This window comes from Pseudomonas sp. JZ114 (assembly GCF_051027705.1).
In the GTDB taxonomy this organism is placed as follows: domain Bacteria; phylum Pseudomonadota; class Gammaproteobacteria; order Pseudomonadales; family Pseudomonadaceae; genus Chryseomonas; species Chryseomonas luteola.
In genome coordinates, this window is the sequence record NZ_CP069256.1 from 1,517,123 (window position 1) to 1,535,007 (window position 17,885).

A 17,885-nucleotide genomic window follows, 5' to 3' on the forward strand; every position below is an offset into this window, starting at 1 on the left:
CGGTAAGTAGAAGTATTGATCAGCCATGGGGAACATCCAGTCGGGATTGATCATTTTTTAAACAGATTTGGAATAGGCAACCTTTCATTGAGCACTTATCGCGACAGCTTCCGGATGATATCCAGCGTCTCATCCAGTACCTGTTGCGGTGTGTAAAAGTGTGGCGAAAGGCGGATGCCTGCACCGCGTTGAGCGCAGATAATGTTCTCGCGCTTCAGGCCTTCAAAAAGAGTCGTATTGTCTTTGCCATCCAGCGTAAACGTTAGAATGCCAGCTCTGCGATTGGGATCTATCGCACTGTGGACATGAGCGCCGGGAAGTGCTTTCAGTCCTTCAATCAACATGTGCATTCTGGTATGTAATTCCTGCGCAACTTGCACCATGCCTACCTCATCGAGCAATGAGAGACTGGCCTTCAAGGCGACAGCGCCGAGCATGTTGGGGCTACCGCATTCGAAGCGGCGGGCGGTGCGTGCAGGTTTCCATTCTCGACTGTTATAATCACCAGCATTATCGAGCATATGCCAGCCATATTCATTTAGCGTCAGCTGCTCTCTAAGATCACTCCGACAATAAAAAACGCCAAGCCCCTCTGGGCCTAGCATCCATTTATGCCCGTCTGCCATGGCAAAGGCGCACTCGCAGGCTTGTACGTCCAGAGGAAGTGCGCCTAGCTGTTGAATTGCATCAACACACAACAGTACGCCTTTCTGGCGACAGCCCTGGCCTAATTTGACCAAGTCCAGGCGTAGGCCGCTTGCATATTGCACTGCGCTGATCGCCAGCAGGCGTGTCCGGGACGTACAGGCCTCTAGCAGCGCCTGTTCAGGATCTGTCCCAGCCAGATTGACCTCAATGACTTCGACTCCAAAGCGGGACAGTGCCTCCCAAACGATTCGGTTCGATGGGAATTCTTCATTGCTGATGACCACTTGATCGCCGGCCCGCCAGTCCAGACCAAGCGCAACAAATGACAGGGCCTCTGACGTATTCTTGACCAAGGCGATATCTGCCGTGCTGGGCGCGTTAAGCAGCTTCATCAGGTGTGTTCTCAGCTGCTGCTCAATCTCAAGCCAGGCGGGGTAATCCTTGGCTCCCTGGATAACGTTTTCCTGTGCAAACGCCGCTACGGCCTGCGATGCACGCGCTGGCCAAGGCGCTACTGCGGCATGGTTGAGGTAGCGCAGGGTTTCATGATGCGGAAACTCGTTCATCCAGGTGTTCATAAGAGGCTCATCCATACAAAAATATGTATTTTTAGGCATAATGCCGTAATCAATGTGACATCGCCTGTCAGATGCGTATCGTCCATCTCGCGTTGTGCCAGCCGATGGTAATAGCTTCCCCTACCGATACCTTCCGCATTCAGACTCTAAAAAGAAACTTATTTCTATGCAGAAAGAACCTCGAAAGGTCCGTGAATTTCGCCGCCGTGAGCAGGAGATTCTAGACACAGCCCTCAAGCTTTTCCTGGAAGAAGGGGAGGACAGTGTTACTGTAGAGATGATCGCTGACGCGGTCGGGATTGGAAAAGGAACGATTTATAAACATTTCCGATCCAAAGCCGAGATCTATCTTCGCCTGATGCTGGATTACGAGCGAGACCTGGCTTCGCTGTTTCACTCGGAAGACGTGGCACGTGATCGGGAAGCTCTGTCCCGGGACTACTTTGAGTTTCGTATGCGCGACCCTCAGCGCTACAGGCTTTTTGACCGGCTGGAAGAAAAGGTGGTCAAAGCTAATCAGGTTCCTGAGTTGGTCGAACAATTGCATAAGATCAGAGCGTCAAACTTCGATCGTTTGACTCAGCTGATCAAGGGACGAATCGCTGAAGGGAAGCTGGAAGATGTTCCTCCTTATTTTCACTATTGCGCTGCCTGGGCGCTGGTGCACGGGGCGGTAGCCTTGTACCACTCTCCCTTCTGGCGAGATGTCATTGAAGATCAGGACGGATTTTTTCAGTTTCTCATGGACATTGGCGTGCGTATGGGTAACCGCCGTAAGCGAGACACGGAAATACCGGCTTCCCGGTGAAGTCCGAAAGTCTGAGCTTGAATAAATCGTTCTCGACCCAGATATCTTTTTTCTCTGTTAAGCAGTTGGAGTTCAAGCATGATCGTTGACCGTCAGGGTCGAGCCTTTCGCAACCTACGGATCAGCTTAACCGCTGCATGCAATTATGCATGTACATATTGTGTTCCCAATGGGAAACGCCTCGTAGCGGCTCAAGATGAGTTATCGGCTGATGCCATGGCTCGTGGTGTTGAATACCTTATTGAGGCTGCAGGCATCGAGCGTCTGCGTATTACTGGTGGTGAGCCACTGGTCACTCCCAAGTTCGAGCCTTTCTTGCAGGCGGTTTCCGCCTTAAAGCTCAAAGACATTAGTCTTACCACTAACGGCCAGCTGCTGGCTAAAAAGCTGCCCATCATCATCGACAACGGGGTTCGCCGTCTGAACGTCTCTCTGGATACGCTCGATGCGGAAGCCTTCCCTGTACTCGCGCGGGGAGGCGACCTGAAGACGGTGCTTGCAGGTCTTGAAGAAGCCCGTCAGGCAGGACTTAAAATCAAGGTCAATATGGTCCCATTGCGTGGCCAGAATCTTGATCAGATATTGCCGCTGCTCGAATACTGTCTCGAGCGCGGCTTCGAGTTACGGTTTATCGAGCTGATGAGGATGGGGCATCTCGCGCGTGATCCCAACGGCTTCCAGCAGCAGTTCGTACGGTTGGCAGAGCTTTTAGAGATCATCGGTGCGGTCCATCCCTTTGTACAGGCTGATGCGCCTGTAGACGCCACTGCCTTGCGTTATCAGGTAGAGGGTGGGGGCTACTTCGGCGTTATTGCGAATGAAAGCGTACCTTTCTGCCGTAGCTGTTCGCGTCTACGCTTGTCTTCAACAGGTTGGCTGCATGGCTGCTTGTCATCCAGTAATCGCCACTTTGTTGGTGATTTGCTGGACAAGCCCCGTCATCTAGCGCTTCCGGCGCTACAGCGGTTGCTGGTCAAGGCCTTGGGCGATAAGCAGGACGTTGCGTTCTCTGGTGGTGTAACGGTGATGAAGATCATCGGGGGCTAGCGTATAGATTGGCCTGGAAACTGCTAGACGCGTGTCAGCGCCGGTTTTTCGTCGCCGGTTCAGGAGAAAGAGATGCGTCGTTTCCTCGCCATTTGTGCGATTGTATTGTTGTCCGGTTGTATGAATGTCAGTGATATGGCTGCTGGTACTACCTATCATCTAAGGGATGCTGGGTTTCTTGACTACAGCCATACACAGCGATTGAACAACTTCCGGTTGCAGCCGGACTCTTATATCTATATCGCACAAGGTGCGTTCGTGCCGCCAGGGCATCCATACGCCAGGCCCAATGTCGTAGCGGAACAGGCCTTCAATGGTTTCGTGGAATATTTTCCGCGGATACGGCGTGCCAAAGGGCCCGTTGGGTTGGATGAAGCCATACTCGAGGCACGTAACCTAGGGGCTCACTATCTGCTGTATACCCGCTTTGCAGCCGCTGATGATGCCATTGGCAACTGGCAGGAGTGGGAGGATCAGGAAGCGCTGGATCGAGTAGGTCGGGACCGCAGTGTGGTTCAGGTCATGCTGATCGAAACGGCAACTTATTATCTGGTCGATACGGCCCGTATTCGCAGCCGGGGCGGTTTCCTGACATTTTACAATGAGAAACCCGAAGACCTGCTAGCGCCTCCGCTTGCGGAGTATGCTCAGCATCTGTTGGGTTTGACGCGATAAGGAGTGCTCATGAGTGAGTCGCATAAGGTTGATGACCTGATCGCCCAGTTACCGAACGGGGAGGGTAAGGCATTGCCGCCGGTTCATTCATGGAATCCCCCCTTCTGCGGCGATATCGACATGCGTATCGCGCGCGATGGCACTTGGTTTTACCAAGGCTCTGCTATAAATCGACCTGCCATGGTCCGGCTGTTTTCAACCATCCTGCGTAAGGATGAGCAAGGCTATGTGTTAGTGACGCCTGTTGAAAAGGTAGGTATTCAGGTTGAGGATGCTCCCTTTGTGGCCATTGATTGTAATGTACAAGGTCAAAGGCAAAATCAGGTTTTGTGCTTTACAACCCAAGTAGGCGATACGGTGGAAGCCAATGCTGATCATCCCCTGCGCGTGGTCATTGATCCTAGTACGCAAGAGCCTTCGCCATACGTGCTTGTAAGGGATAGCCTCGAAGCCTTGATTCATCGCAATGTCTTCTATCGGCTCGTCGAATGTATGTCGCTGGAACATTATGAGGGGGCGATGTGGCAGGGCCTATGGAGTGGCGGGGCGTTTTTCCCGGTGGCTCGGCATGACTGAAATAAGAAAGGGCTCCCTGGGGAGCCCTTTTTGTTACATGTTAGGGTAGTTGGGGCCGCCAGTGCCTTCTGGCGGTACCCAGGTGATGTTTTGGGAAGGATCCTTGATATCACACGTCTTACAATGCACGCAGTTTTGGGCATTGATCTGGAAGCGTTTCTCGCCGTCTTCCTGCGTCACAACTTCGTATACACCAGCAGGGCAATAACGCTGCGCAGGCTCGTCGTAGAGCGGAAGGTTGCGGTCGATCGGAATGGACGGGTCCTTGAGCTTCAGGTGAACAGGTTGGTCCTCTTCATGGTTGGTATTGGAGAGAAACACCGAGGACAGTTTGTCGAAGCTGATTTTGCCATCAGGCTTGGGATAATCGATCCGTTTGGATTCAGACGCCTTTTTCAGGCAGGCATAATCAGGCGTTGTGTCATGCAGCGTAACGGGTAACTTGCCGCCAAACAGGTTCTGCTCGATAAAATTAAAGGCGTTGCCCTTTATTGCTCCATATTTGTGGATGGCAGCGCCGAAGTTGCGGCTCTTGTAGAGCTCCTCGTACACCCAACTGTTCTTAAACGTATCCAGATAACGGGTCAGCTCATCAGCTTCACGCCCGGCTACCAGGGCTTCGGCAATGGCTTCAGCGGCCAGCATACCGGTTTTCATCGCCGTGTGGCTGCCCTTGATCTTCGAGAAGTTGAGCGTACCGCCGTCACAACCGATCAATGCACCGCCTGGGAACGCCAGTTTGGGAAGTGAGTTCAGGCCGCCCTTAGTGATGGCGCGAGCGCCATAAGATACACGCTTGCCGCCCTCCAGATATTGCTTGATTACCGGGTGATGCTTGTAGCGCTGAAATTCATCAAAGGGCGAGAGGTAAGGGTTGCTGTAGGACAGATCCACGATCAGGCCCACTACGACCTGGTTGTTTTCCAGGTGATAGAGGAATGAGCCACCCGGGTTATCATCGTCTAGCGGCCAGCCTGCTGTATGCACAACAAGGCCCTGCTCATGCTTGGCAGGGTCGACATCCCAGATTTCCTTGATGCCTATCGCGTAGTGCTGCACATCGGCATGGGCGCCCAGGTTGAAACGCTGGCTCAATTGCTTGCCAATATGCCCACGACTACCTTCGGCGAATAGGGTGTATTTGGCACGTAGTTCCATGCCGGGCGTGTAGTAGCCTTCCTTGGGGTTTCCTTCGCGGTCTACGCCCAGGTCGCCGGTTACGATACCGCGCACAATGCCGTTCTCATCAATCAGGGCTTCCTGCGCAGCGAAGCCTGGATAGATTTCTACACCTAGTCCTTCAGCCTGCTGGGCTAGCCAGCGGCACAGATTCCCAAGGGAAATGATGTAATTGCCTTGGTTGTGCATGGTCTTGGGGACAAGAAAGTCAGGCAGCTTCCTGGCACGTTCGGGGTCCTTGAGCAGGTAGATATCGTCGCGCTTGACTGGCGTATTCAGCGGGGCACCCAGTTCCTTCCAGTTAGGGAACAGTTCATCGAGTGCGCGCGGCTCGAACACGGCGCCAGAGAGAATATGAGCACCGACCTCGGAGCCTTTCTCTACAACGCAGACGCTGATTTCCTGACCGGTCTCAGCCGCCTTTTGCTTCAATCGGCAGGCAGCGGAAAGGCCTGCCGGGCCGGCGCCGACAATAACAACGTCGAACTCCATAAATTCGCGTTCCACGGACAGTCTCCTCAAGGCATTGATGCTAGTTATATTTTGGCGGCTGTAATAAAGAAAAACATTATATAGGGGTCTTTCCAGAGGTCCAATACAAACGTTTGTTTGAATTTTCTCTCGGACTGGTACATTCTGCTTGTGCTGCCTCCAGAAGCGGCTAGGGTTATGTCGGGTAACTGCCTGTTTGCATTATGGCTTGGTTAAAAAAGCGTTCGGACGGCCTTTGCTAAAGGCAAGTACCCTTTAACTGTGATGCCTTTAGCCTATCGCATTTCCTTCTGGCAGCACGCCGACTTGCCTTGGAGCGTTGACCCTCTCGACTGATGCAGTCAACATACGGCGGTTAATGGTTATTTGTAAGCCGAGAGCCGTTATTTGGTCGATTCGATCGGCTAGGCCTGCCTGGCTACCCTATTTATTCACTACAGAATAATGAGGAACTCATGAAGGTTCTTGTAGCTGTAAAAAGAGTGGTGGACTACAACGTCAAGGTCCGCGTCAAACCCGATAACTCCGGTGTTGACCTGGCCAACGTCAAGATGTCCATGAACCCCTTCTGTGAGATCGCCGTTGAAGAAGCGGTGCGCCTGAAGGAAAAAGGTATCGCTACCGAAATCGTTGCCGTGTCTGTAGGCCCAACCGCTGCGCAGGAGCAACTGCGTACGGCGTTGGCTCTGGGAGCGGACCGTGCCGTTCTGGTCGAGACCAATGAAGAGTTGAGCTCGCTGGCGATTGCGAAGCTGCTCAAGGCGGTTGTCGACAAGGAACAACCCCAGCTGGTTATCATGGGCAAGCAGGCTATTGACAGTGATAACAACCAGACGGGTCAGATGCTGGGTGCACTGACCGGCTTTGCCCAAGGGACCTTCGCTTCCAAGGTCGAGCGTGATGGCGACGTATTGAACGTGACCCGCGAAATCGATGGAGGGCTGCAGACCGTTGCTCTGAACCTGCCTGCTATCGTGACCACTGACCTGCGCTTGAACGAGCCGCGTTATGCCTCGCTGCCAAACATCATGAAGGCCAAGAAAAAGCCACTGGATGTCTTAACGCCGGACGCTCTGGGTGTTAGCACGGCTTCGACTGTCAAGACGCTGAAGGTGGAAGCACCGGCTGGCCGTCAGGCAGGTATCAAGGTGAAGTCGGTTGCTGAACTGGTCGAAAAACTCAAGAACGAAGCGAAGGTGATCTGATGGCTATTCTGGTCATTGCCGAACACAGTAATGCTGCGCTCAATGGCGCAACGCTCAATACCGTGGCTGCAGCCAAAGCCATCGGTGGTGATATTCATGTTCTGATCGCCGGTCAGAGCTGCGGTGGTGCGGCTGAAGCTGCTGCCAAAGCCGAGGGCGTTTCCAAGGTGTTGGTTGCCGATAATGCTGCTTACGCCTACCAGTTGCCAGAAAACGTGGCGCCGTTGGTTGTTGAGCTGGTTAAAGGCAATGGGTACACCCACGTACTATCGCCAGCCGGTTCGAACGGCAAGAATTTCATGCCACGTATTGCTGCGCTACTAGACGTGGATCAGATTTCCGAGATCATTTCGGTAGAAAGTCCGGATACCTTCAAGCGGCCCATCTATGCCGGTAATGCGATTGCAACCGTGCAGTCATCCGCTCCGGTAAAAGTTATTACCGTGCGCGCTACTGGTTTTGATCCGGTTGCTGCCGAAGGTGGTTCTGCCGCTATCGAAGCGGTTTCTTCCGTACAGGATGCAGGTATTTCCCGCTTCGTGAACGAAGAATTGGCCACGACAGGTCGCCCGGACTTGGGCGCTGCGAAAGTGGTGGTATCGGGCGGTCGTGGTTTGCAGAACGGTGATAATTTCAAGATTCTGTACTCCCTGGCAGACAAGCTGGGTGCTGCCGTAGGCGCTTCTCGCGCAGCGGTGGACGCAGGCTTCGTACCCAATGACATGCAGGTTGGTCAAACAGGCAAGATCGTTGCGCCGCAGTTGTACATTGCGGTAGGCATCTCCGGTGCGATTCAGCACCTGGCTGGTATGAAAGACTCGAAAGTCATTGTGGCCATCAACAAGGATGAAGAGGCGCCAATCTTCCAGGTGGCTGATTATGGACTGGTAGGTGACCTGTTCGAGTTAATCCCTGAGCTTGAAAAGTCGATATAAGCAATAACCTCCTAAAAACCCGTTCGATCGAGCGGGTTTTTTATTGGGTAGATTTTTGTTGACGGACAAATGCCTTTCAACATGACAAAATTCTGGTTTTAGGCAGCGTCATAGAGCTGTCGCCTGACTCTGCAGGAAACCAGATAGTGAAAAAATCTTATTGTTGGGCAGCTTCTGTTTTGGCCCTGTTGCTTGCCGGGTGCGCCAACGATCCCGCACCATCCGAGCAAATGAAACTGACCACCCAGGCATTCGACCAAGCCCATGACATTGGGGCGGATGACTCCATTCCTGAATACAGCCTCGCCAACGACAAGCTTGAACGGGCCCGAAAAGCCATGCGGGTTGAAGATTACAAAAAAGCTCGTGTATTGGCGGAACAGGCTGAACTCGACGCTCGCCTGGCCGAGGCCAAGGTGCTCAATAACAAGAGCCAGACACATGTGGATGAACTCAACAAGCAGATCGCCCGATTACAAAAGCGTTTGGAGAGTACGCCATGATACGTTCGGTACTGTCGGTGGCTGGACTTGCGCTGGCGTTTTCAATGATCACAGGGTGTACGAGCAGCAGCACCATTACTCGGCAGGCGTTACAGGACGCCAAATCCAGGTATGCCACGGTCAAGACTGATTCCGACGTGCTGCGTAGCGCACCCAAGGATGTAAAAAGAGCCGAGGAAACCCTGGACAAGGCGGAGCAGCTGGCTGGCTATTGGGGAAGCAGCAAAGATGTACGCCACTTTGCCTACCTGAGCCAACGCTACAGCGATATCGCCCGAGAGCATGCAAGCCTTCGCTTGAGCCAGGACAAGGCGACCCAATTACAACTGCAGATCGAACGCCTGCAATTGCAGTTGCGGGAAAAAGAACTCCGTTCTGCACGAGAGCGTAACGTATGGCTTACCGATCAGCTGTTTAACCTGGGTACGACTCAGACAGAGCGCGGTCTCGTCATGACGCTGGGCGATGTGTTGTTTGCTCCGGGACGATCACAACTCAATCCAACGGCTAATGAAACGGTTCTCAAGCTTGCCCAGTTTCTTCAAATCAACCCCAAGCGGGAGATCCGAATCGAAGGCTACACGGATAACTCCGGTGATGAGGATCGCAATCTTTCCCTCTCCAAACAGCGTGCCCATGCCGTCGCCAGGGCCTTGAGTGCATTAGGTGTAGAGGCAGGCCGCCTTCAGGTCATTGGATATGGCGAGGATTATCCGGTGACATCCAACGGGACGGCCGAGGGCCGCGCCAAAAATCGCCGAGTCGAAGTGGTGTTTTCTGACGAAAACGGTAATTTCATACCGGCACGTTGAGCGTAAACGGCAGGTTTAAACGGCCCGCCTGTCGCGCTCATGCTTAAAAGCGGCATCCCTTGTTTCATTGCCGACTGATTATCCGTTAGCACTGGCTGTATTGTCCTAAATTTACCAAGCTGTACCGGTGCAATCTGGTAAGACGATGCTACTGTTTCGGTTCAGTGACCAAGGGAATGCGTGCCATGACGAATCTGTTGCTCTATCAACGTATCGCTCATCAGTTGGCTGAAGATATTCGCCGGGGTGTCTACCAACCGGGCGAGCGCGTTCCCTCTGTTCGCAAGATGAGTCAGCAGTTGGGCGTCAGTCACGCAAGTGTTTTACAAGCTTATGCCACACTGGAAGACCAAGGGCTTATCCGGGCTCGTCCCCAGTCAGGGTTTTACGTACACCAGACGCCTGCCTTGACAGCGCCTACACCTGAAATCGGCAGGGTAGAGCGGCCAACCCTGGTCACTCGCGGTGACATTATCAATCAAGTGCTTCTGGAGTCCCGACGAGATGACGTGGTTCCTTTCGGGGCTGCCATTCCTAATGTGGATTTTCTACCTATCCGGGCCCTGCATCAGCAGATCAGCAAGGTGACGCGCTTTCACAGTCAGCGTGCGTTCAGCTATATGTACAGCCCGGGTTACGAGCCCTTGCGCCGCCAGGTTGCGATCCGTATGCGGGATGCCGGGGTCTCGGTAGCGCCTTCTGAGGTTGTTATTACCCATGGCTGTGTGGATGCCTTGCAGATGTCCCTGCGTGTGCTGACCAAACCAGGTGATCTGATCGCTACCGAATCGCCTACCTATTACGGCTTGCTGCAATTGGCTGATGTGCTAGGTCTCAAGGTGGTCGAGATTCCCTGTGACCCACAGACCGGTCTAAGCGTAGAGGCATTGCAGCTGGCCGCGCGGCAGTGGCCTGTAAAGGCGCTGGTCATGACCTCCCGGCTGAGCAATCCCCTAGGCAGTACAATGCCTGAGGCGCGTCAAAAGCAGCTGCTAAGGCTTGCCAATGAGCGAGACTTCATGATCATTGAGGACGATATCTACGGTGAATTGTTCTATGAGGTCGGTGCGACGAAGGCGTTGAAAGCCCATGATCGGAACGGCAGGGTGGTCTATTGTTCAAGTTTTTCCAAGACGATCTCACCTGGTGTGCGTATCGGTTGGGTCATTGCCAATCAATACCAGTCGGACATTCAGCGCTTACAGACCTTTACCACCCACTCTGCCTGTAGTCTCACGCAAATGGGTGTAGCGGCTTATCTTGAAAATGGCGGGTATGACCGTCATCTACGCTCCATCAGGCAGGAATACCGCAAGAATATGACGGCGTGGCAGCTAGCCGTTCAACAGTACTTCCCTGAGGGAACCCAAATGAGCCGACCTATCGGCGGCTTCATTCTATGGGTGAGCCTTCCAGCCAGGGTCAATACGAAGGATCTCCACCTCCGAGCGTTGCAGGAGGGCATCAGCATTGCGCCAGGCATTATTTTCAGCAATACGGATCAATTCAACAATTGTATTCGGCTCAATTGCGGGATGGCGTGGAATCGACAAACCGAGCGCGCTTTGATGACGATTGGAATACTGGCCAATCAGCTCTGCCAAGAGGCTCAGGTAGCTGCTTAACGGTGTGAACTCGTTCGCCATTTTGTGAGTCTGTTTACATTAGGCGTGAAGAGGTAAAGGTGTCGATGGGCTCGACCGAGGCCGCAAGCTGGCTGCCGATGATTGGAGTGCTAGGCAATGTACCGCTGGTGCTTGTTTGGCTGACAGGGCTGCTGGTGGCTTGCCTGAAATGGCGAACGCACCGCAAGGCGAGCCTGTTATGCCTGTTGAGTATGGTCATCCTGCTTGTCTGGCTTGCAGCCTATAGCGCGCTTACGCTGGCATTGCCGGTTTTACTGCCGCTCTGGCAGATCCCACTGGCGCCAGGGTGGGCGTATGCGTTACTCAACGCCGTCGGCAACCTGGTAACCGCAGTGTGCTATGCGCTATTGCTGTGGGCCATCTTCACAGGAAGGAGTTCACGACGTTCTGCCTGAGGCTTTCTTATGAGGACTCTACGTTGGATGGTGAGTGGTCATAAGCCGTGCTGGCTGGCGCTGGTATTGATACTCAGTGGGTGTGATAAGCCGGAAAAGGAACCGCCCAAAAAGCCAGCCGAACCGCAGGCGGCCTCTGTAGAGCAGACCGCGCCAAAACCAGTATCGCCAGCAGCTTCCCATGCCAAGCCAGTACCGGACACTTCGGCCCGGCAGGAACCCATCCTCACCTCCCGTGTCCCTGAAAGCTTTGATGAGGAGCCTGTGCCGGCTCCTCAGCCGGACAAAAAGCCTGAGCTGGTTATTGAAAAAACAAAGCCCAAACCGGTGCCCAAGACTGTAAAACAGAAGCTTCCCGAACCGGAGGAGCCACTCAAGGTTGACCTGAGTATTCCCAAAGAACTTATCGAGAGCGCAGTGCCTGTTACAGCAGAGCAAAAGGAGCCGACGGGCATGCTTCCTCCGCTGTTCGACAAGCATGAGGAGAATGATCGATTCAACCTGAGCGGTCGAATACTAAATCGCGAACGCTCAGATGATTTCGAAGGTGCTGAGTTGCAGTTTGAGTTCAGGCGCTAAGTCACAACTTAGGATATCTAGCGATTCCGGGCATCCTTGGCGTCCATTTCCGCGTTTCGCTGACGGATCCGCTGACGCTGCTCATCAGTGAGCTCTACCTTGTTGGCCGAGCTGCGAAGCATCAACAGGCTACCTACAATCGAGCCCACCGCAATAATCAAGAAAAGCCAGGCATACCAGGGCATGGTGCAGTCCTCCGTGCAAATGAAACAGTCTATGCTGCTTAGACCCGTCTAGGCAGTAGGAGTGCTTTTAAGCAAGGGTAAAACGCTATCGTCTTTCAAGTTGACCCCGGTCAGTTTTAGCTTTAAGGCCTGCTTGATCAGGTAGTCGAGTTTATGAACCGCCAAGCGGTACGGTAGCCCCTCGGGCCGTACATTGGAAATACAGTTACGCTCGCTATCCATACGTCCGCGGCGGGGCTGGTAGGTAACGTATAATCCGAGGCTGTCAGGTGATGTAAGACCAGGTCGCTCTCCGATCATCACGATTACGAGCTGAGCATTGAGCCGCTCTCCAATCTCGTCACCCAAGGCCACGCGGGCTTGCTCGGCAATGACCACGGGTATTTGGGACCAGTCGGTATCGAAACGCTCCTTTAGTAGCTCAAGTATGGGAACTGCATGGCTACTGGCCGCAAAGGACGACAGCCCGTCGGCAATGACGATAGCGATGTCCGGAGCAGGCGCTTCAGCCATTAACTGCTCACGGCTGGCGATATCCAGCATTCGGCCATGATCCGGGCGTAATAGATACTGCTGCCGATCCGCAGCCTGGCTGTGTACATGAATCGTGCGAAAACCTTTTGACTGGAGTTGCTCGCTCAGCATGTGGACATCCAGCGGATGGTGTACGGCATCTCTTGCCTGCGCATGAGCCAGGCCGAATCGAAGTACTTCCGCCGTGGGGAGGCTTGAGCCAACTCGGCCCAATGCTATACGTGCCGACGTATGGGTGCGCAGTTCGTCCCAGGGGTTTGTCTGGACCAGCGTAGGTTTGGCGGTCGTCATCATGCGGCTCCCGGCAGGTGGGGCAGGGCACGTAGCAGCTGGTGCTCGCGGTTGATGTCTCGTAGCTGTCCGGAGGGCTCTGTAATGGACATGCGGGTCAGCCAGGCTTCAAATTCGGGGGCACGCCTTAAATCCAGTACGCTGCGCAGATAAAGTCCATCATGAAAGGAAGTGCTCTGGTAGTTGAGCATAATGTCGTCAGCGCCTGGAATGCCCATGATGTAGGTCAACCCGGCGACGCCCAAAAGCGTCATGAGTGTGTCCATGTCATCCTGATCCGCTTCGGCATGGTTGGTGTAGCACACGTCGCAGCCCATCGGGACGCCCAGCAGCTTGGCGCAGAAATGGTCTTCAAGGCCGGCCCGGATGATCTGCTTTCCATCGTAGAGGTACTCGGGACCGATAAAGCCAACCACCGTATTGGTCAGCAGCGGTTTGAACGTCCGCGCGACCGCGTAAGCACGTGCTTCGCAGGTCTGCTGGTCAACACCATGGTGTGCGCTGGCGGAGAGGGCACTGCCTTGACCTGTCTCGAAATACATGACGTTATCGCCCAGCGTGCCCCGCTTGAGTGAACGGGCTGCATCATGCGCTTCCTGTAACAGGCTCAGCGTTACACCAAAGCTATCGTTGGTCTTTTGCGTGCCGGCAATGGATTGAAAGACTAGATCAACCGGGGCGCCTTTTTCGATCGCCTTGATTTGGGTGGTGACGTGGGTCAGTACACACGTCTGCATGGGAATATCAAAGTGCTGACGCAGCTCATCCATCATCTCCCACAGCGGCGTCAACGTTGAAAGCGAGTCACTGGCCGGATTGATACCGACAACGGCATCGCCTGCACCGTAGAGCAAGCCATCCAGCATGCTGGCCGCAATGCCTTGCAAATCGTCAGTAGGGTGATTGGGCTGCAGGCGCACCGAAAGATGGCCGGGCAAGCCTATCGTATTGCGGAAGCGGGTTATGACCTGGCATTTTTTGGCTACCAGGATCAGATCCTGATTGCGCATCAGTTTGCTGACAGCGGCGGCCATTTCAGGCGTGATGCCTGGCGAGACCGCTGTCAGGGTTTTGCTGTCCGTACTGTCGAGCAGGAGCCAATCACGAAAATCGCCTACGGTGAGATGACTGATAGGGGCAAATGCAAACGCGTCGTGACTGTCGATGATCAGGCGTGTTACGTCGTCCTGCTCGTAGGGAATCAAGGCCTCCTCAAGAAAGCGTTTGAGCGGGACATCCGCCAATGCGATCCTGGCAGCCATACGCTCCTCTGCCGAGCCGGCCACAAGCCCGGCCAGTTCGTCACCCGAGCGCGCCGGACTGGCCTTGGCCAGAAGTGTCTTGAGGTCTTCGAAGCGATAGGCCTGATGGCCGATGATGGTCTGGTAGATCATACACACTCCGGTTCTGTGACTGTCTCAGAGGGCCATCCCGAGGACAAGTGCTATCAGGCTCATATGGCGTTGACCTTCAGCAGGCTATCCGTGGGCGCCTGGGCACGCTGGCGTGCGGTAAAAAGAAAGTAGACGAAGCCGACGCCCATGAAGGTCAGGAAGACGAGGCCTATGACTGGGTTGAACCATGCCATGGCGACCAGGCAGACCAGTGCAATGGCCAATGCCAGCGCGGGTACGAAAGGGTAGCCGGGCGCACGGTAACTGCGCGGCAGGTTAGGTTCGGTGCGGCGCAGCCTGAACAGGCTCAGCATGCTCATGATGTACATGACGATGGCACCAAATACCGACATGGTAATCATGGCGGCAGTCAACGACATGCCTTGGAGGTTGATGAGCCCGTCGCTATAGATAGCCGCAACGCCCACGACCCCACCTGCAATGATGGCGCGATGGGGCGTCTGGAAGCGTGACAGTTTGGCGAGTCCGACGGGCAGATAGCCTGCTCGCGCCAAGGCAAAGAACTGGCGGGAGTATCCCAGAATGATTCCGTGGAAGCTGGCTACCAGACCAAACAGGCCGATCCATACGAGCATGTGTAGCCAACCGGAATTTTCGCCTACCACCATCTTCATGGCCTGCGGTAAGGGATCATTGATGTTGGAAAGCGTACGCCAGTCTCCAACGCCACCTGCGAAAAGCATGACGCCAATGGCCAGTACCACCAGTGTCAGAATGCCCGTCGTGTAGGCTTTGGGAATGGTGCGCTTGGGATCCTTGGCTTCTTCGGCCGCCATTGCAGCGCCTTCGATGGCAAGAAAGAACCAGATTGCGAAAGGGATGGCAGCAAAAATGCCAGTAATGGCGGGCATACCGAAGGTATCCGAGCCTGCCCAGCCATTAAGAGCAAAATTGGCGAAGCTGAAACCGGGTGCTACTACGCCCATGAAGACCAGCAGCTCCAGAACGGCCAGTACGGTCACGACCAGCTCAAAGGTGGCTGCCAGCTTTACGCCCAGAATATTGAGTGTCATGAATGTGATGTAGGCGCCTACGGCTGCAAGTTTGGGATCAAGCGCAGGGTACTGAACATTCAGATAAGCGCCGATGGCCATGGCGATGGCAGGCGGTGCAAAGACAAATTCGATTAGCGTGGCAAGGCCGGCAATCAGACCGCCTTTCTCGCCAAAGGCACGGCTGCTGTAGGCAAAAGGGCCTCCTGCATGGGGAATGGCTGTGGTGAGCTCGGTAAAGCTGAAAATAAATGCGGTATACATGGCGGCGATAATAAGCGCCGTTACCAGAAAGCCGAGCGTTCCGGCTACGCCCCAGCCGTAACTCCAGCCGAAATACTCCCCCGAAATGACCAGGCCTACAGCGATACCCCAGAGATGCAAGGTGCCCAAGGCGGGTTTTAATTGTGTAGTCATCTTGTCTTCTCACCGAGTGGGTTCACGGGTAACCATTGCAGCGAGCATGCCAGCCTGTTATTGGCTTTTTGGCGGCTTTCTAACACCATAGCTGCCCAAACGTAGGGCGCCAGCCAAAAAGTGACTCTTTGTTTTGGTGCATGGGTGTAGCAGACAAGCAATCCTTTTGCCGGGAAATGGCTTTCTGCGACAATAGGGCTTCCCTGGATTCATATGTGAGAGTGCCATGCCTGCTTGCCAGACACCGATTATTGTCGCCCTGGATTTTCCTACTGCCGAGGGTGCCCTGGCGTTGGCGGATCAGCTCGATCCGGCGCAGTGCCGCGTCAAAGTGGGCAAAGAGCTGTTTACTTCCCACGGCAGACCTGTCATCGAAGCGCTGCATGCCAAGGGCTTCGAGGTCTTTCTGGATCTCAAATTTCATGACATTCCCAATACCACAGCCATGGCCGTCAAGGCTGCTGCCGAGCAGGGCGTCTGGATGGTGAACGTCCATTGCTCGGGCGGTTTGCGTATGATGACAGCCTGCCGGGAGACGCTCGACACCCTTTCCGGCCCCAAGCCACTGCTTATTGGCGTGACAGTGCTGACCAGCATGGAGCGCGAAGACCTGGCAGGTATCGGTCTGGACATCGACCCCAAGGAGCAGGTCCTGCGTCTGGCCGGATTGGCTGAGCGCGCTGGTATGGACGGGCTGGTATGTTCGGCTCAGGAAGCCTCTTCGCTCAAGGCCGCTCACCCCAGCCTGCAGCTGGTCACTCCAGGTATTCGCCCGGCAGGCAGTTCGCTGGATGACCAACGTCGTATTCTTACGCCGCGTGAGGCGCTGGACGCCGGATCCGATTATCTGGTGATCGGCCGCCCCATCAGCCGCGCCAGTGATCCCGCGGCGGCATTGACGGCTATCCTGGCTGATCTACGCTGAAATTAGGAGATGTTCGCATGGCTCGCTCTAGCATGAGCGTTGCCTGCGAGCGTCACAAAAGATTTCAGGCCCTGTTCTTCGCTTGTACGGTTCAAGTAGCATCGGGCTGTTCAAAAGGAGAACGTAATGCACGCGCAACTGGAAACCTGTCTCCAAGCAGTCGACAGGGTCCTGCTCGGCAAGGACAAGCAAGTCCGCCTGGCCATGACCTGCCTGCTCGCCAAAGGTCACTTACTGATTGAAGACTTGCCCGGTATGGGCAAGACCACGCTGAGCCATGCCCTGGCCAAGGTACTCGGCCTTTCGTTTCAACGTATCCAGTTCACCTCCGATCTGTTGCCTGGCGATATTTTGGGTACCTCTGTCTTTGACAAGGACACTGGGCAGTTCGTCTTTCACCAAGGCCCGGTTTTTACCGAGTTGCTATTGGCCGACGAAATAAACCGGGCAACGCCAAAAAGCCAGAGTGCACTACTGGAGGCGATGGAGGAGGGGCAGGTCACTATTGAGGGTGCGACTCGCCCACTACCGGAGCCGTTCTTTGTCATCGCGACCCAGAACCCTGTTTCTCAGGGGGGAACGTTTGCATTGCCCGAGTCCCAGCTGGATCGCTTTTTGATGCGGCTTTCGCTGGGCTATCCAGGCCGCGCAGCCGAGCGAGCATTGCTGTTGGGTGGGTCGGGTAGAGACCAGCTTCCCAGGCTGGAGCCCCTGCTGGATCATCGGCAGCTGGCTGCTATCCAGAACGAAGTGCCCAATATCCATGCCAGCGATGCGGTGGTGGACTATGTGCTGCGTCTGGTCGAAGCAACCCGTACGCAACCTAACTTTGCCCTGGGTCTCTCACCAAGAGGCAGTCTGGCGCTGCTGGGTGCCGCCCGCGCCTGGGCGCTGTTGGACGGTCGTGACTATGTAATTCCTGAGGATGTTCAGGTTGTCTTGCCTGCCGTAGCCGGACATCGTCTGCGGGATCAGGCTGATCCTGCCGGTCATGGGGGCGGGGCGCTGGTCCAATGGCTGCTCCGTGAAGTCCCGGCACTCTGACGCT

General features: G+C 54.7%; 19 protein-coding genes. 13 read left to right on the top strand and 6 right to left on the bottom strand.

What is annotated here, in order from left to right; genetic code table 11:
• Positions 1 to 95: 95 nt before the first annotated feature.
• Positions 96 to 1,226, bottom strand: coding sequence for an aminotransferase class V-fold PLP-dependent enzyme (locus JQR90_RS07095; protein ID WP_010797740.1), 1,131 nt, complete (start codon positions 1,224 to 1,226; stop codon positions 96 to 98).
• Between the two features lie 166 nt (positions 1,227 to 1,392).
• Here JQR90_RS07095 and JQR90_RS07100 point away from each other — a divergent pair, with 166 nt between their 5' ends.
• The 4 genes from JQR90_RS07100 (at position 1,393) to JQR90_RS07115 (ending at position 4,332) form a co-directional block, all read left to right on the top strand.
• Positions 1,393 to 2,034, top strand: coding sequence for a TetR/AcrR family transcriptional regulator (locus JQR90_RS07100; RefSeq protein WP_010797741.1), 642 nt, complete (start codon positions 1,393 to 1,395; stop codon positions 2,032 to 2,034).
• A 78-nt stretch (positions 2,035 to 2,112) separates the two neighbouring features.
• Positions 2,113 to 3,081: a GTP 3',8-cyclase MoaA gene (locus JQR90_RS07105; RefSeq protein ID WP_010797742.1), complete on the top strand. Its 969-nt coding sequence runs from the start codon at positions 2,113 to 2,115 to the stop codon at positions 3,079 to 3,081.
• 72 nt (positions 3,082 to 3,153) lie between these two features.
• The gene (locus JQR90_RS07110; protein ID WP_010797743.1) at positions 3,154 to 3,756 is read left to right on the top strand and encodes a DUF4823 domain-containing protein; all 603 of its coding nucleotides are present in this window, start codon (positions 3,154 to 3,156) and stop codon (positions 3,754 to 3,756) included.
• Positions 3,757 to 3,765: 9 nt separating this feature from the next.
• Positions 3,766 to 4,332, top strand: a complete 567-nt coding sequence (locus JQR90_RS07115) for a DUF1285 domain-containing protein (RefSeq protein ID WP_434140668.1) — start codon at positions 3,766 to 3,768, stop codon at positions 4,330 to 4,332.
• Positions 4,333 to 4,365: 33 nt separating this feature from the next.
• Here the strand turns inward: JQR90_RS07115 and JQR90_RS07120 are convergent, their stop codons facing one another.
• Positions 4,366 to 6,018, bottom strand: a complete 1,653-nt coding sequence (locus JQR90_RS07120) for an electron transfer flavoprotein-ubiquinone oxidoreductase (RefSeq protein WP_010797745.1) — start codon at positions 6,016 to 6,018, stop codon at positions 4,366 to 4,368.
• Positions 6,019 to 6,458: 440 nt separating this feature from the next.
• Here JQR90_RS07120 and JQR90_RS07125 point away from each other — a divergent pair, with 440 nt between their 5' ends.
• From JQR90_RS07125 to JQR90_RS07155, 7 genes are all read left to right on the top strand, one after another.
• Complete coding sequence (locus JQR90_RS07125; RefSeq protein ID WP_010797746.1) at positions 6,459 to 7,208, top strand: electron transfer flavoprotein subunit beta/FixA family protein; 750 nt, start codon at positions 6,459 to 6,461, stop codon at positions 7,206 to 7,208.
• Positions 7,208 to 8,143: an electron transfer flavoprotein subunit alpha/FixB family protein gene (locus tag JQR90_RS07130; RefSeq protein ID WP_010797747.1), complete on the top strand. Its 936-nt coding sequence runs from the start codon at positions 7,208 to 7,210 to the stop codon at positions 8,141 to 8,143. The genes JQR90_RS07125 and JQR90_RS07130 overlap by 1 nt, the downstream gene beginning before the upstream one ends.
• Positions 8,144 to 8,289: 146 nt before the next feature.
• Positions 8,290 to 8,646 carry a DUF4398 domain-containing protein gene (locus JQR90_RS07135; protein WP_010797748.1) on the top strand — a complete coding sequence of 119 codons (357 nt, stop codon included), beginning with the start codon at positions 8,290 to 8,292 and terminating at the stop codon, positions 8,644 to 8,646.
• Complete coding sequence (locus JQR90_RS07140) at positions 8,643 to 9,458, top strand: OmpA family protein (protein WP_010797749.1); 816 nt, start codon at positions 8,643 to 8,645, stop codon at positions 9,456 to 9,458. Before JQR90_RS07135 ends, JQR90_RS07140 begins: the two co-directional genes overlap by 4 nt.
• Positions 9,459 to 9,643: 185 nt before the next feature.
• Positions 9,644 to 11,083 (top strand): PLP-dependent aminotransferase family protein, encoded by a 1,440-nt coding sequence (locus JQR90_RS07145; protein ID WP_010797750.1) that lies wholly within the window; start codon positions 9,644 to 9,646, stop codon positions 11,081 to 11,083.
• Positions 11,084 to 11,142: 59 nt separating this feature from the next.
• The gene (locus JQR90_RS07150) at positions 11,143 to 11,499 is read left to right on the top strand and encodes a hypothetical protein (protein WP_125912962.1); all 357 of its coding nucleotides are present in this window, start codon (positions 11,143 to 11,145) and stop codon (positions 11,497 to 11,499) included.
• Positions 11,500 to 11,508: 9 nt separating this feature from the next.
• Positions 11,509 to 12,078: a hypothetical protein gene (locus tag JQR90_RS07155; protein WP_010797752.1), complete on the top strand. Its 570-nt coding sequence runs from the start codon at positions 11,509 to 11,511 to the stop codon at positions 12,076 to 12,078.
• Positions 12,079 to 12,095: 17 nt separating this feature from the next.
• On the opposite strand, the gene JQR90_RS07160 is transcribed toward JQR90_RS07155, so the two are convergent.
• The 4 genes from JQR90_RS07160 to eat are packed head-to-tail and all read right to left on the bottom strand — an operon-like array spanning position 12,096 to position 15,912.
• The gene (locus JQR90_RS07160) at positions 12,096 to 12,263 is read right to left on the bottom strand and encodes a DUF2897 family protein (protein WP_010797753.1); all 168 of its coding nucleotides are present in this window, start codon (positions 12,261 to 12,263) and stop codon (positions 12,096 to 12,098) included.
• 48 nt (positions 12,264 to 12,311) lie between these two features.
• Positions 12,312 to 13,088: an ethanolamine ammonia-lyase subunit EutC gene (eutC, locus tag JQR90_RS07165; RefSeq protein ID WP_010797754.1), complete on the bottom strand. Its 777-nt coding sequence runs from the start codon at positions 13,086 to 13,088 to the stop codon at positions 12,312 to 12,314.
• Positions 13,088 to 14,482 (bottom strand): ethanolamine ammonia-lyase subunit EutB, encoded by a 1,395-nt coding sequence (locus tag JQR90_RS07170; protein WP_010797755.1) that lies wholly within the window; start codon positions 14,480 to 14,482, stop codon positions 13,088 to 13,090. The genes eutC and JQR90_RS07170 overlap by 1 nt, the downstream gene beginning before the upstream one ends.
• 59 nt (positions 14,483 to 14,541) lie before the next feature.
• Complete coding sequence (eat, locus tag JQR90_RS07175; RefSeq protein WP_010797756.1) at positions 14,542 to 15,912, bottom strand: ethanolamine permease; 1,371 nt, start codon at positions 15,910 to 15,912, stop codon at positions 14,542 to 14,544.
• A 226-nt stretch (positions 15,913 to 16,138) separates the two neighbouring features.
• On the opposite strand from eat, the gene pyrF reads away from it, so the two are divergent.
• Complete coding sequence (pyrF, locus tag JQR90_RS07180; protein ID WP_010797757.1) at positions 16,139 to 16,837, top strand: orotidine-5'-phosphate decarboxylase; 699 nt, start codon at positions 16,139 to 16,141, stop codon at positions 16,835 to 16,837.
• Between the two features lie 126 nt (positions 16,838 to 16,963).
• A complete protein-coding gene (locus tag JQR90_RS07185) occupies positions 16,964 to 17,881 on the top strand; it encodes an AAA family ATPase (RefSeq protein ID WP_010797758.1) in 918 nt (305 codons plus the stop codon).
• Positions 17,882 to 17,885: the final 4 nt, after the last annotated feature.